The organism is Salinivibrio sp. AR640, from assembly GCF_001995405.1.
In the GTDB taxonomy this organism is placed as follows: domain Bacteria; phylum Pseudomonadota; class Gammaproteobacteria; order Enterobacterales; family Vibrionaceae; genus Salinivibrio; species Salinivibrio costicola.
The window spans coordinates 1-14769 of the sequence record NZ_MUFD01000001.1 but is presented as its reverse complement, the minus strand read 5'-3'; the positions used below and the strand labels follow the sequence as shown (position 1 = coordinate 14769).

Sequence of the window (14769 nt, the reverse complement as noted above, 5' to 3'; positions counted from 1 at the left end):
GGCCAAGACAGTGACTATGTACGAACCCTCGGTGAGTGATTTTCCGCGATTATCCGTGGATGAACTGCGCATTGATGCCATCAGCCATGAAGACGTCATGCGAGTTGTGCAATACTTTCAGCGCAATCGTGCCTTTCTTGCCCCCTGGGAGCCGGCGCGAACATCGGGCTTTTACTCCGAGCAGGGCTGGAAACGGCGGGTGCTACAGCTGATGGAGTTACAAAAGCATCAGCTGGCATATTATTTTTTAATTGCCAAGCAAGATTCTCCCACGGTATTGGGAGTGATCTCTTATACCAGCATGATGCAGTATCCTTCGTATTCTTGCACCGTCGGTTACTCGTTAGACCAAGCGGCACAAGGGCAGGGCATTATGCGCCGCGCATTGGCGACCACCAATCAATGGTTATTCGATAATATCCATATTCACCGCGTCAATGCCGCTTATATGCCATGCAATGCGCGCAGTGCCAAGGTGTTAGAGGCCGTTGGATTTGAACGAGAAGGACGAGCACGGGATTACCTGCTCATTAATGGTCAATGGGAAGATCACCTGTTAATGGCACATATTAATCCCCACTGGCGCCCTAAATCGTCGTCCTAAAGGAAGGTTCCATGAAAAAAGGCGATCGATTGCGATCGCCTTTTGCGTTGCTGTTTTTGCTCGTGCCCTCATGGACATTCGCTATTTCACTGTTAAGACTCGCATCGTATTGGTTGAGCCAACCACTTCCATTTGGTCACCTTGGGTCATGATCACCTGATCGCCTTCATTCAAAAACCCACCCGCTTTCAGTGTCTGCAGGGCAAGCTCGGCCACTTGCGGACCGGCACCACTGTTGCTGTCGAAATACACGGGGGTGACGCCGCGATACAATGCTGCACGATTCAGCGTTTGTTCATGGCGAGACAAGGCGAAAATGGGCTTACCCGATGAAATACGTGACATCATCAACGCGGTGCGGCCTGACTCAGTCAGCGACACCATGGCTTTAATCCCTTTCATATGGTTTGCCGCATACATGGTTGCCATCGACACCGTCTCTTCTTGGCTATCAAACTGACGATCCAAGCGGTGGTTAGACACATTCACCGACGGCATTTTTTCCGCACCGACACACACTTCTGCCATGGCGCGTACCGTCTCAACCGGATACTGTCCTGCTGCGGTTTCTGCTGATAGCATTACCGCGTCGGTACCATCCAACACGGCGTTAGCGACATCCATCACTTCTGCACGGGTTGGCATCGGGGCTGTGATCATCGACTCCATCATTTGCGTGGCAGTGATCACTAAGCGGTTCATACTGCGTGCGCGTCGGATCAATTGTTTCTGTACCCCGACTAACTCAGGGTCACCAATTTCGACGCCAAGATCGCCACGTGCCACCATCACCACATCAGACGCTTCGATAATGTCATCAATACTGGCATCGCTCACCACGGTTTCTGCGCGTTCAACTTTGGCGACTAAACGTGCATCCAGACCAGCCTCGCGTGCTAATGAGCGGGCATAATGCATGTCTTGACCGTTGCGAGGGAACGAGATAGCCAAAAAGTCGACCTTGAGTTTGGCGGCGGTGAGAATGTCTTGTTTATCTTTTTCGGTCAACGCAGGCGCAGACAGGCCACCGCCTTTCTTGTTGATCCCTTTGTTGTTTGATAGCTTCCCGCCCACCGTGACTTCGGTGTGCACTTTGGTGCCGTCAACGGCCAACACTTTGAGCTGTACACGGCCATCGTCGAGTAGCAAAATGTCGCCATGAGTGACATCTTGCGGTAGCGCCTTGTAGTCCAGCCCCACAGCGTCTTGATCGCCCATTCCCGGAGAAAGATCGCTGTCTAGGGTAAATTTATCACCCACCGCAAGCACAATAGCGCCGTCTTTAAACGTGGATACGCGAATCTTAGGGCCTTGTAAATCGCCTAAAATCCCCACATGGCGACCCAGTCGTGCGGCGATAGCACGCACCTGTTCGGCACGCTTAATATGATCTTCTGCACTGCCGTGAGAGAAGTTGAGGCGAACGACATTCGCACCCGCCTGAATGACGGCCTCTAACACACTGTCTTTATCCGTTGCCGGGCCCAAGGTGGTGACAATTTTCGTTCTTCTCAATTTTGCAGACATGATTAACTCCTGTAGACAGGGTGATGCGCAAGAAGCGTGTTACAAGGCAAGCATCACCGCTTAGTAATAAACCAATAAAACGCTGACATCAGTGTAGCGCACGGAAAATATTAACGAGATGATATAAAAAAGGAGTGCCATGCACTCCTCGGGATTAGGTCAATGATTCTTTATGAAAACGTGAATCGCGAATGGCTTCTTTGACACGTTTCAAGTTATCTCTAAAGCCGGGGCCGCGGCGTAGGGTAAAACCGGTAGCCAAGACGTCGATGACGGTCATTTGCACCACGCGGCTTGCCATTGGCATGTATTCATCGGTATCTTCAGGGACATCGAGTTGAATGGTGTGCGAGCAAACCTTATCGAGCGGTGAATCGCGCTGGGTGATACCAATCACGGTGGCGCCATTTTCTCGGGCCAAGTTCGCCACGTCGACCAGGCTTTTGGTCCGGCCTGTGTGTGAGATCATCACCACCACGTCGCCGTCATTGCAGTTAATACAGCTCATGCGTTGCATCACAATATCGTTAAAGCAGACGACAGGGATGTTAAAACGGAAAAACTTGTTCTGCGCATCGTGGGCAACAGACGCTGATGCACCCAAACCAAAGAAAGAAATTTTCTTTGCTTGGGTCAACATATCAACAGCACGGTTAATTTGGTGTGTATCAATGCTGTTCTTCGCCACATCTAAACAGGCCATGGTTGACTCGAAAATCTTGGCTGTGTAAGCATCGGCACCGTCGTTCTCTTCAACGTTACGGTTCACATAAGGCGTACCGTTTGCCAAGCTCTGCGCTAAATGCAATTTAAAGTCGGGAAATCCTTTGGTGTCTAAACGACGACAAAAGCGATTCACCGTTGGCTCACTCACATCAGCCATTTTCGCTAACGTCGCAATGCTTGAGTGGATAGCGGTTTGAGGCGAGGCGACAATAATTTCAGCAACTTTTCTTTCAGATTTGCTGAAGTTTTCAATATTTTTTTGTATTTTTTCCAGAGTATTCATCTGAGTTACCGCTTACGTTCAAGACCAAATTAAAAACTATCGCTCCCTGAGAGCGAACAAAATGCAGTGTTTAAGTACGTCAATCATCACGGTTTTTGACCACCGTTTAATGATGAATAGTCTATCTTCTCACGCTTTGTAATGACATTATTATGACTATCTGAGAATGAAAACTTTGTCACCATTCACGCTTTTGGTTATTTCCTTACACAATGAAGGAATATATTTACAGCGTGAAATAAATAATCGGTCAAAAATGGGGCAAAAAGCGGTGTGAAGCCGATTACATTGAAAAATAATTACGTAACCCTAAGGAGTGCTTGTGTCAGGATTGAAAGTCGGAATTTGTGGTTGTGGTTGGTTGGGTACCCCCCTTGCGTCGCACTTGCTAGCGGCAGGGCATCAGGTGGTGGGGACCAAGCGCCAATCGGATGCAGCGCAAGCATGGAGCCAGTCACTAGGTGCGCCAATGGTGCCTTTTGATGTCATGGCGCCCGATTACCACCACGCGCAGCCATTGCTTGATTGCGACATTGTGGTGATCAATATCGCGGCAGGGCGACGTAATGCCGATTTTGATGCCTACCGCAACGCGATGACCGCCTTTATTGATCATCTGGCACAAGCGGGCGTTGAACATGTGCTCTTTATTAGCACGACGTCTGTGTATGGAGAGCTTAAAGGACAAGTCACAGAACAGACACCGACCGCCGCGACAACGGCATCCGGTCAAGCGCATGAAGCCATTGAAGCCCATGTTGATCGCGTGTATGGCGATCGGGGCAGTGTGCTGCGCTTGGCAGGTTTAATTGGCGGTGAACGTCACCCATCGACCATGTTGTCAGGGCGTACAGGGCTGTCTGGCGGCAGCGAACCGGTTAATCTTATCCATCGTAGCGATGTCATGGCTGCAATCAGTGCAATGATTCATCAGCGCCAATGGGGACATGTTTTCCATTTGAGTGCGGATCTTCATCCATCCAAAAGCGTTTATTACAGCTGGGCTGCACGTGAAATGGGATTAACGCCACCTGAGTATCACCCAAGTGCTGGCGATGGAAAATGGATTGATGCCACGCATACGCTGGCGCAGCTGGGACTCACCTTACGGTATGCGTCGCCCTATCAAATGATTGCCAATGGTCAGGTAACGTCTGATGACCCTGCACCAAAATAAAAAAAGCCCACACAAGGTGGGCAAAATAAAGGTAGAGACAAATAAACTCTAAAGTAAGTAGAAAAAGCAGCAGCAGTTCGGAAAGAAAGGTGAATCATGCACCTCAATCGCTGAGGGGGACAAGGCATTTCTTACCGATGCACCCATTAGGACTGGGCGATGACCAAGAAGTTCCTGATGATTTAAAAAAGTCGCCAAATCTTGTCAATGGGCGACGATTTCGTGATTCTTATCACAAACTTGGCGGCAATAAACGCCGCCATCTCGTTAAATTGAAACAGATATAAATTATTTATCCTGCGTATAATTGGTGTAGCACTACACGGCCCATTGGCGTTGTTTGAGCCACTGGAATAAGCCACCTAGACCCACTAAGCATAGCCCGAGGCCAATGAAGGACAAAGCTCGCATTAGCCCCTCCAAACTTGCCATATCAACCAAGAAAACTTTCAATATCACTAACGCCAAAGTCGCCATGGCACCTTGCTGCACACGTACCGATTGTTGCCAGTATCCACCGAGCAGAGTCAGGCTGCCAATTACTAACCAAACCAATGAATAAGTGTAAAGCTCTGCGTTTGATGTTGGCAGTGAAAGCACAATGGTGTCACCTTGCCAAGCTTGGCGGATTAATCCGTTGACGAGCAAGAACCCAAAAAATGCCGCAGCGATACCCGTAAGCAGTTGTACTCGCGCGTTAAACGCCAGGCTCGATGAGGATCCCTCTCGGCCTAGCCAAAGACAAACCAGCAAGGGGACGCCCCACCAAGGCCAGAGCAAACTGGAAAGTGGCGAATAACCAATAGATACCTCTTCAAAGTAGGGATTGTGGTCGACAAAGAGGATCAGTTGGATGAGTATGCTCAATGCCAGCAGTGCTATCCCGCTAAAGCGGTATAAAAAAGCGAACGTCTGCGCGAGGCGATAGCGATAAAGATAAACACAAGCTAACAATGACCAGTTCATACTCATTACCACAGCGCCTGAGACGGAATAGATGACACCGCTAAGGCCTTGAAGATCACACAGCCAAATTGTCGTGCTGGTCAGCCACAGTGCGATGAGCTGTAACTGGGCACCCGTGAGCCAAGCGGGCAGTGTTTGGCTTTGTACCCAACGCTGACTGCCATAAATCAACAGACTAAGCGACGGATAAAGCCACAGTGTATCGGGCACCGATGTCATGTGATTGGTTGTGAGCAATAATAAGGTCGCGCGAGCGAGCACAAGACTGACCAGGGCTTGAATAATCCAATCAGCGAGTGTAATCCTGTATTTATGGGTAAGCCAAAGCATCACCACGGCTTGAAGGGCGATCGCCAAGGTTAGCGCGTAATTGCTCAATAGTAAGGTCAGCGCAAGCGCAAGGTGTGCATTCACCCCACACCATAGGCTTAACCGGACTAAATGTTGTGTCTGGTCTGTTCCTTTAAAATAACGAGTAAATGTCGCTAATATCGCCGCGCCACCGGCTAAACATGCTGACCATAATAGGGTGCTATATGCGTGAGGAGGTTGCCCACCCCAAAACGGATCCGTCACTACCGAGTTTAGGCTCACCATTAATGGTGTCGCTAGGCACGCCAACCAGATAAAGTGAATGCTTTTTGGCGAACGCTTACCCAAGGCCAAACTATATAACAGAGTAAACACACCGATACTTAAACCCATATGTTGGGCAAGTGCAGAGCCATCAAGATCACTTGTCAGTAGCCAAAGCGCGGCCCAAATTAAGCCCAGAGCAGGCCAAGCACCCCAACGCACAGAGAATAGGGGAGCGAGGTAAAGCCACCCCACTAGTGCTGCGATCAATGGAATACCAGCGGTGATAGATAATGGAAATGCCGCCATTGATGCAATCAGCATAATGGCAAGCATCAGCCAGGTGTCGAGTGCGTGATGGTGCCATGATCGAATATCAACAAGAATACGCCAAGATAGTGGCCCGTCAGATGTTGGTTTAAGCAACCAACCCAATCTTGGTACTGCAATCAGCACGTAGACTGAGCCGACAGCAAATCCAGTGACGATAAGCAGGGGCGCCGAAAAATGGGCAAAAGCAAATAACCAAGCAAGATGCATCCCCCACAAGCTATACCACAGCCATCGGCGCTCGACACGTTGAGCCACATAGGTGATGGCGGCGGCGACGAGTAAAAAATAGCTGGCGAGCAACCCGTAGCTGGGGGTGGCACTGGTAGAGAACAATGGCGCGCCATACGCACCGATGAGCCCGACAACGGTCAGTAGTGGGCCAAACCTAAGCCCGTAGAAGGTCGCAGCGAGCGAGATCAGCGCCAGCATCACAACAGCGATAGGATCAGAAATAAACTGATAGGGCGTCGCCGCCATCAAGGTCAGGCCAAACAAGCTGATAAAGCCCGCACTCGCAATGGCAGCGGGCACATAGCTCGGCCAATCAATTTGCGTATAACAGCGCAACTTATCGTGCAACCACTCACTGCTTACAATCAAACCGACGCCAAACAGCGCTCCCAAGCCAAGACGGGCAAGAGGGGGAAAATAGCCTTCGCTGATCAGATAGGAAATTAAGAAAAGTCCACCGAGGGTAAAAATACCGGCGCCACTCCAAACCAGCCATTGCTGTTTCGCGCGCTCAAGCCATGCCATCGCATGTCCTTTGGTGGCACGCATGGCGTTATCGTCGTGAAGAGGGGGGGCATCTGTGGGCTGGAGAGTATGATGCTCGCGGTTTTCCTCTAAAGCGTCCGATTCCGTTGATGACTTTACTGAAGGTTCATTGCTCGAACGCATGCTTGATGACGTGTGGTTATCGCTGGAACTTGTCGTGGTCTCTTGCCTCTGACGCAACTGCCTCAGTGCATGTTGGGTCGCCTCAAGATCATGACGCAAGGAACTCACTTTAATGATCGCAACAACGCCGCAAATACTGCCGACCATAATGATCAACGCCATAGCGACAAGAAAAGTGAAATACATAATAGGGTGACCACATCTGTTAGCGAACGCAGACACACTTTACTGTGGATAGACATTAAATCATCGAAATTGGGCGAAAAGAGCCCAGATTTGGGAGTAAGCGCATAAAAAAGCCCACAAGCAACGAGCAAGTGGGCATAGAAGAAAAGTCTTCTAGAAAAAGCAGTGGCACAAGGTGTGACTAGCAAAAATGCGAATGGGTTCCCACATTGGTATAAAAAAAGCGCCGCCTATTTTTGCGGCCGTACGGGCTTACTGGCTTAGTCTCTGATATTCAATACGTTACATATCATCTTGCCCCTCCTGTCTCAGACGGATCATTTACCAAACATTATACGGTGACAACAAACGGGCGCTGAACGCCAGTAATGGCCTGATCACCTTGTCATCACTCAATAATGTGATGTTGCTCATGCGATACGTAGGTGTTTCTTACTTGTTAAATAAGGCTTGTCGGTATAAAGTTAAACAAGCGTTTAAATCAGGTGAATGAATAATGGCAGGACGAGGCGACACCAAAGCGAAAATACTGGATGCCGCGGAGCAGCTCTTCGCCGAGCATGGCTTTAAAGAAACATCGTTGCGCACCATCACCAGCAAAGCAGGGGTTAACCTTGCCTCGGTGAATTACCATTTTGGTGATAAAAAATCATTGGTGCGCGCGGTGCTTGGACGTTATCTCGAGGCATTTATGCCCGCACTTGGCGAACAACTGCAAATGTTGTTAAGCCAGCGTGAATGTACGATGGCCCAAGTGTTTTCTTGTGCCAAACAGCCGGTACTCGCACTTGACCAATACCGGCCTCATGGCGCGGCCACCTTTATGCAATTAATTGGTCGAGGCTACACCGATGTGCAAGGGCACTTGCGTTGGTTTATTACCACGCGCTATGAGCACGTTTTATCCTTGTTTAACCAAGCGGTGCACAAAGCCAACCCGGCACTCACCCCCGAAGCCGTCTTCTGGCATATCCATTTTACGCTCGGCGCGGCCATTTTCACCATGGCATCGAGCGAGGCACTCCGTGAAATTGCCGAAAATGATTTTGATCGCACGTTAGACACCGAAGCGATCGTTGACCGCCTCATCCCGTATTTAGCAGCAGGGATGAACGCCGAGCCAGCAGTGATGCAGCAAGGCCAAGTGCTTCCGTTTTCGGCGGAATCGCAGGCCGACTAGCGCAACAACGTATGGGCGTGGTAGGCGTGGAGCCAGCCCTCATTTATTCGCCCACGTTATTGTCGATGTCTGACAATGCGTGGAATGCAATGTAAAACCCGTTCTGGTCGCACAATAACAGCAACAAGAGTGCAACCATGATCAACAAAAGGACCTGAATCATGAGCTCTCAAACTTCATTACGTCGTTCACTGATTAGTGACAAAGCGTTTACTTTCTTCAAAAAGGTGCTGCCACCCTTATCAGCGACAGAGCGTGAAGCGATGGAAGCGGGCAGCGTTTGGTGGGATGGCGAACTCTTTTCCGGATCGCCAGATTGGAAAACCTTGCACAGCTATGGCAAGCCAACGCTCACCGCTGAAGAACAAGCTTTTATTGATAACCAACTCGATACCTTACTGGCCATGCTGGACGATTTTAAAATCGTGCAAGAGCAAAAAGATTTGCCGGAAGAGGTGTGGGATTACTTGAAGAAAGAACGCTTTTTCTCGCTGATCATCCCCAAAGAATACGGCGGCCTCGCGTTCTCGGCGCTGGCCAACTCCACCATCGTATCGCGCATTGCGACGCGCAGTTTAAGCGCGGCGGTCACTGTGATGGTGCCGAACTCACTGGGCCCAGGAGAACTACTGACGCACTACGGCACCCAAGAACAACGCGATTACTGGCTGCCACGTTTGGCCGATGGCCGTGAAGTGCCTTGCTTTGGTTTAACCGGCCCAGAAGCAGGCTCGGATGCAGGGAGCATTCCCGACCATGGCGTTATTTGCATGGGTGAGCATAATGGCGAAGAGGTTCTCGGGATCCGCTTAAGCTGGAACAAGCGCTATATCACCTTAGCTCCCGTGGCCAGTGTCGTTGGGCTTGCCTTCAAACTCGGCGATCCTGAGGGGTTGTTGGGTGACAAAAAAGATCTCGGCATCACCTGTGCCTTGGTCCCGGCAGACCATCCAGGGGTGGAAATTGGCGATCGCCACAACCCACTCAATATGGCCTTCATGAATGGCACCACCCGTGGTGAAGACGTCTTTATTCCGATTGATTGGGTCATCGGCGGGAAAGACTACGTAGGTCGAGGCTGGCGTATGCTGGTGGAATGCCTGTCTGCCGGACGTGGGATCTCGCTGCCTGCGCTCGGCACGGCGGTCGGCCACTTAGCCACACGCACCACAGGCGCTTACAGCTATGTACGTAAGCAGTTTGGTATGCATATTGGCCGCTTTGAAGGGGTCGCCGAAGCACTGGGTCGCATGGGCGGGTTGAACTACTTGATTGAATCGACCCGTACCCTGACCACCACCGCGCTTGACCAAGGTGAGAAACCGGCGATCATCACCGCCATTTCTAAATACCACATGACCGAGATCGCGCGCACCATCTTAAACGACTCGATGGATGTTCACGCGGGTCGTGCCATTCAATTGGGGCCACTCAACTACATTGGCCACCATTACTTTGGTATTCCTGTCGCGATCACCGTGGAAGGGGCGAACATTCTTACCCGCAACCTGATGATCTTTGGTCAAGGGGCGACCCGTTGCCACCCTTATGTACTTAAAGAGATGGAAGCGGCGGCTAACCCAGACCAAGAGCAAGGCGCACAAGCATTTGATAACCTGCTGTTTAAACACATTGGTCATGCCACTAAAAACAGCATCATGGGGTTAGTGAATGCGTTAACCGGCTCGCTGACTAACCGTGCACCGGTTAGTGGTGAAACGGCCAAATACTATCGCCATCTTACTCGCATGAGCCGCGCACTGGCGGTAACCACCGATGTGGCGATGTTGTCACTGGGCGGTGAGCTAAAACGCCGCGAAATGCTTTCAGCGCGCCTTGGTGATGTATTGAGTCACCTTTATATGGCATCGGCAACCCTGAAGCGCTATGAAGATGAAGGGCGTCCAAGCCAAGATCTGCCAATGGTGCACTATGCGCTGCAATACTGCTTAGCCCAGTGTGCTAAAGCCTTTGATGGCGCCTTTAACAACTTCCCGGCCAAAGGCGTGGGTCGTAGTTTACGGGTGCTACTGTTCCCATTAGGCATGCGTTATACGATGCCGTCCGACAAACTGCTTAACCAGATCGCCGAGCAGTTAATGACCCCAAGTGCAGAGCGCGACCGTTGGACGCATCTTTGCTATGTCGGGGAAAAAGCCGACGATCCGGTGGCGGTAATGGAACGCGCCTTCACAGCCATGTGGGCGTGTCGTGATACCGAAAAAGCCCTGATCAAGGCAGTAAAAGCCAAAAAAATCAATGGTAAAGCTAGCCTGGCCGACCGTTCACAACAAGCGGTAGAGCAAAATATTATTACCGCCGATGCGCGTGAAAAATTGCTTGAGGCCGATGCGTTGCGTGCTTACGCCGTACAAGTGGATGATTTTGAGGCCGATTGGTTTACCTCAAACCAGTTACAAGGGGGCGCTATCGACAAAGCCAACCCAAATAAAGCCGCTTAAACGCTGTGATTACGCTAATGAAAAGCGTCTGTGATGAGCAGACGCTTTTTTGTTGGCTCGCTCATGGAACCGATTTACACTGCGATCTTGCCCACTATTTTTGCCTGCAACACCTCCAACCACTGGGTATTTTTGCCCTTTTTCCATAAAAGGGGATGCATAGGCAGGCGTTAGTATTTATCCTAGCCTCAATTTTGTGAGGGACGTTGAATATGATCATCAAACCTAAAATTCGCGGATTTATCTGTACAACCACCCATCCAGTGGGGTGTGAAGCGAACGTAAAAGAACAAATTGACTACACCAAAGCGCAAGGCCCGATTGCCAATGCGCCAAAACGTGTGTTGGTCGTGGGTGCATCCAGCGGCTATGGCTTGTCCTCACGCATTGCAGCCGCCTTTGGTGGCGGCGCCGCAACCATAGGCGTGTTCTTCGAAAAGCCAGGCACCGAGAAAAAGCCAGGCACCGCAGGCTGGTATAACTCAGCCGCGTTCGACAAGTTTGCCAAGCAAGAAGGCCTGTATTCAAAAAGCCTGAACGGCGATGCTTTCTCGCACGAGGCCAAGCAAAAAACCATCGATTTGATCAAACAAGACTTGGGTCAAATCGACATGGTGGTTTACTCACTGGCCTCGCCAGTCCGTAAGCTACCTGACAGCGGCGAGCTGGTACGCTCATCACTCAAACCTATCGGTGAGACGTACACCTCAACCGCCGTCGATACCAACAAAGATCAACTTATCGAAGCGAGCGTCGAGCCTGCTACTGAGCAAGAGATCCAAGACACCGTCACTGTCATGGGCGGTGAAGACTGGGAACTTTGGATTAACGCACTCAATGACGCCGGCGTATTGGCCGAAGGCTGCAAGACCGTCGCCTACAGCTACATTGGCACAGAGCTCACTTGGCCAATTTACTGGGAAGGGGCACTAGGCAAAGCCAAAATGGACTTAGACCGTGCCGCCAACGCGCTAAACCAGACGCTTGCCGCCAAAGGTGGTAGCGCCAACGTCGCCGTATTGAAAAGCGTCGTGACCCAAGCGAGCTCGGCTATTCCCGTTATGCCGCTTTATATCGCTATGGTGTTCAAAAAGATGCGCGAAGAAGGGGTCCATGAAGGCTGCATGGAGCAAATCCATCGCATGTTTACTCAACGCCTCTATCAAGCCGATGGCAGCGAGCCTGCCGTTGATAGCGAGCGTCGCTTGCGTTTAGACGACCTAGAGCTACGCGAAGACATTCAGCAGCACTGTCGCGACTTGTGGCCGCAAATCACCACTGACAATCTCACCGAGCTAACCGACTACAACGAATACAAAGCCGAGTTCTTGAAGCTATTTGGCTTTGGCGTAGACGGCGTAGACTACGACGCAGACGTGAGCCCATTGGTAGAATTTGATGTCGAAAACATCTAAAACTGTTTAGAAAACAGACGAAAGAGGTCAGCCAAACGCTGGCCTCTTTTTTATTGCACGAAAGCTAACCAAACAAACCAAAATCGTCGCTTTTTACTTTACAAGCGAAGCCTAAGCCAATAATATACGCCGCGTTCCGGAGAGATGGCTGAGTGGTTGAAAGCACCGGTCTTGAAAACCGGCAAGGGTTAATAGCCCTTCTAGGGTTCAAATCCCTATCTCTCCGCCACATATAGAAAAGCCGCTGCTCAGTCAGCGGCTTTTTTGCGTTTATATCCCCAAAAATTTCTAAATTCTGACCCCGCCAACATTTTAGACCCCTTTGCCTAAACACACTGCCCAGCGTCTGATAACCTAGCCCGCAAAAAATTGCCCTGTAAGGCCTTTTGGACGCCGCTAACCAAAGGGCGGTAGCGTGGGTGTTAAAGCAAATCCTTAATGCGTAACCTCAAGCACTCATTGATGCGTAGGCCACTGCCGTACATAAGCCCACAAATCAGCTTATCTCTTGCGCTAAGGTAGGTAAAAATTTTGGCAACTTCTTCTTTACTGAGCACAATTGGAATTCGCGGCGATTTTTTGGACGGACTAAACGCAATCTTACCTAGCGGTTGGTTTAAAAACTGGTTGTAAAGAAAGGCTAATGCATTGAGGGCAACCTTTTGTGTGTTTGGTGAAACTTGCTGCGCATTCGCCAAATAAGACAGAAACGTTTTTTACATCCTCGTCACTGAGCTCTGTAGGGTGTTGCTTGTGATGGAAAAGGATAAATCGACGAACCCAGTACAAGTAACTTTTCTCGGTTCTAATCGCATAGCCTCGTCGCCTAATCTCGTGCTGAAGGCTTGCCATAAACGGACTTTTGGTCATGATCTTTTCCCTCCCTCTAAGACTGTTTATTCATGGCTCTTCACCGGATGTGGTGGAAAGTGTTTCTTTTCAAGTTTTCCGATTAATTGGACAATAAGGAAACACTCTGCACTTGGGCCCTGAATCAGATGAAAGATACAGCACTCTATCAAGCGATCCTTGGACTGATTCCGCCATGGACTGTCGACTCTGTCCAAGTGGATAAAAAGAGCCAACGTATTACCGTGACCNGGCTCTTCACCGGATGTGGTGGAAAGTGTTTCTTTTCAAGTTTTCCGATTAATTGGACAATAAGGAAACACTCTGCACTTGGGCCCTGAATCAGATGAAAGATACAGCACTCTATCAAGCGATCCTTGGACTGATTCCGCCATGGACTGTCGACTCTGTCCAAGTGGATAAAAAGAGCCAACGTATTACCGTGACCATCATGTACGAAAGTCCTTCAGGCGTTGCTTGTCCAACATGTTCGAAAGCGGTAAGAAAGCATGACTCTCGAAAGCGGATATGGCGTCATTTGGATACATGCCAATACGAAACATATCTTGAGGCCCAAGTCCCACGTGCTGACTGTCCAAAGCACGGGGTTCAGACCGTTTCTGTTCCTTGGGCATCTCCTGGTAGTCGCTATACCGAACTCTTCGAGACAAAGATTATTGAAACACTTCAGTTCACTTCTCTTCACTCTGTATCTAAAGCCTTTCGACTGAGTTGGGGAGCCATTGATCGGATAATGAAAAGGGCTGTCTCACGAGGGCTCGCCCGGAGAAATTTAAATAAGGTAGAAGATCTGTTGGTAGACGAAACTGCCTTTTGCCGAGGGCATGATTATGTCACCGTGATGTCGAGCCGAACGGGCCAAGTTCTCGCTGTTGCCGACGGTAAAAGTGAACAAAGCTTAGCAAACTGCTATCGAGTGCTGCCTAACATCGCTAAACAACAGGTCCGCTCAGTCTCGATGGATATGAGCCAAGCTTTTATGAATGCAACCGAGTCCTTCTTTGGCTCACGATCTAAACGCCTGATTGCAGTTGATCATTTCCACGTAGCAAAAGTACTCACCAAAGCTGTTGACGATGTTCGCAAGCAAGAGGTTAACCGTCTACCGCCATACCTTAAACGAGAGTGCTACAGAACGCGTTATGGCTGGCTCAAAAGAAATAGAAACCTCACCGGTCGCCTGAGAGAGCGTATAAACAGATTGGCCAAGCTCATGATAGATACAAGCCTTAGCTGGTTGCTCAAAGAGCAAGCAAGACTAATCTGGTACGGAGGTTCGATCAGAAGCGCAAGGAATCAATGGCTAGAGTGGCTTGCTTTAGTTAAAGCAAGTGGAATTAAACCATTGATGACAGCAGCGGCGACAGTGAAAAAGCACTTACCAGCAATCCTTAATGCAATGCGGCTGAAGGCATCGAATGGCCTGGCGGAAGCTATAAATGCCAAAATCCAATACATGAAGCTTAGAGCCAAAGGCTTTAGAAACAAACAACGGTTCAAGACAGCGATACTGTTCTATTTTGGGGGGCTTGATATGACTTTCCACCATGAACGGTGAAGAGCC

General features: G+C 49.9%; 11 protein-coding genes and 1 tRNA gene. 7 read left to right on the top strand and 5 right to left on the bottom strand.

Translation table 11 applies throughout. From position 1 onward, the window contains the following. The first annotated feature begins 16 nt into the window (after positions 1-16). Positions 17-604 (top strand): GNAT family N-acetyltransferase, encoded by a 588-nt coding sequence (locus BZG75_RS00060; protein WP_077575832.1) that lies wholly within the window; start codon positions 17-19, stop codon positions 602-604. Positions 605-685: 81 nt separating this feature from the next. Here the strand turns inward: BZG75_RS00060 and pyk are convergent, their stop codons facing one another. Beyond that, on the bottom strand, positions 686-2131 hold the full coding sequence (pyk, locus tag BZG75_RS00055) for a pyruvate kinase (protein WP_077575831.1): 1446 nt from the start codon (positions 2129-2131) through the stop codon (positions 686-688). Positions 2132-2285: 154 nt separating this feature from the next. Then, a complete protein-coding gene (locus tag BZG75_RS00050) occupies positions 2286-3140 on the bottom strand; it encodes a MurR/RpiR family transcriptional regulator (RefSeq protein ID WP_021022372.1) in 855 nt (284 codons plus the stop codon). A gap of 322 nt (positions 3141-3462) precedes the next feature. Here BZG75_RS00050 and BZG75_RS00045 point away from each other — a divergent pair, with 322 nt between their 5' ends. After that, positions 3463-4317 carry an SDR family oxidoreductase gene (locus tag BZG75_RS00045; RefSeq protein ID WP_158009944.1) on the top strand — a complete coding sequence of 285 codons (855 nt, stop codon included), beginning with the start codon at positions 3463-3465 and terminating at the stop codon, positions 4315-4317. Between the two features lie 318 nt (positions 4318-4635). On the opposite strand, the gene BZG75_RS00040 is transcribed toward BZG75_RS00045, so the two are convergent. Next, positions 4636-7278 carry a DUF2339 domain-containing protein gene (locus tag BZG75_RS00040; protein ID WP_077575829.1) on the bottom strand — a complete coding sequence of 881 codons (2643 nt, stop codon included), beginning with the start codon at positions 7276-7278 and terminating at the stop codon, positions 4636-4638. A 496-nt stretch (positions 7279-7774) separates the two neighbouring features. Here BZG75_RS00040 and BZG75_RS00035 point away from each other — a divergent pair, with 496 nt between their 5' ends. From BZG75_RS00035 to BZG75_RS00020, 4 genes are all read left to right on the top strand, one after another. Beyond that, a complete protein-coding gene (locus tag BZG75_RS00035) occupies positions 7775-8458 on the top strand; it encodes a TetR/AcrR family transcriptional regulator (RefSeq protein WP_077575828.1) in 684 nt (227 codons plus the stop codon). Between the two features lie 161 nt (positions 8459-8619). After that, positions 8620-10920 carry an acyl-CoA dehydrogenase gene (locus BZG75_RS00030; RefSeq protein ID WP_021022368.1) on the top strand — a complete coding sequence of 767 codons (2301 nt, stop codon included), beginning with the start codon at positions 8620-8622 and terminating at the stop codon, positions 10918-10920. Positions 10921-11132: 212 nt separating this feature from the next. Continuing rightward, positions 11133-12335, top strand: a complete 1203-nt coding sequence (fabV, locus tag BZG75_RS00025) for an enoyl-ACP reductase FabV (RefSeq protein ID WP_077575827.1) — start codon at positions 11133-11135, stop codon at positions 12333-12335. Positions 12336-12473: 138 nt separating this feature from the next. Continuing rightward, positions 12474-12564 (top strand) — tRNA-Ser (locus BZG75_RS00020). Between the two features lie 193 nt (positions 12565-12757). Here BZG75_RS00020 and BZG75_RS15645 read toward each other — a convergent pair. After that, the gene (locus tag BZG75_RS15645; RefSeq protein WP_077575826.1) at positions 12758-13042 is read right to left on the bottom strand and encodes a phage integrase N-terminal SAM-like domain-containing protein; all 285 of its coding nucleotides are present in this window, start codon (positions 13040-13042) and stop codon (positions 12758-12760) included. After that, complete coding sequence (locus BZG75_RS15640) at positions 12936-13187, bottom strand: phage integrase N-terminal SAM-like domain-containing protein (protein WP_443216179.1); 252 nt, start codon at positions 13185-13187, stop codon at positions 12936-12938. Before BZG75_RS15640 ends, BZG75_RS15645 begins: the two co-directional genes overlap by 107 nt. Positions 13188-13530: 343 nt before the next feature. Between BZG75_RS15640 and BZG75_RS00005 the strand changes: the two genes are divergently transcribed. Then, positions 13531-14763, top strand: coding sequence for an ISL3 family transposase (locus tag BZG75_RS00005; RefSeq protein WP_077575824.1), 1233 nt, complete (start codon positions 13531-13533; stop codon positions 14761-14763). Positions 14764-14769: the final 6 nt, after the last annotated feature.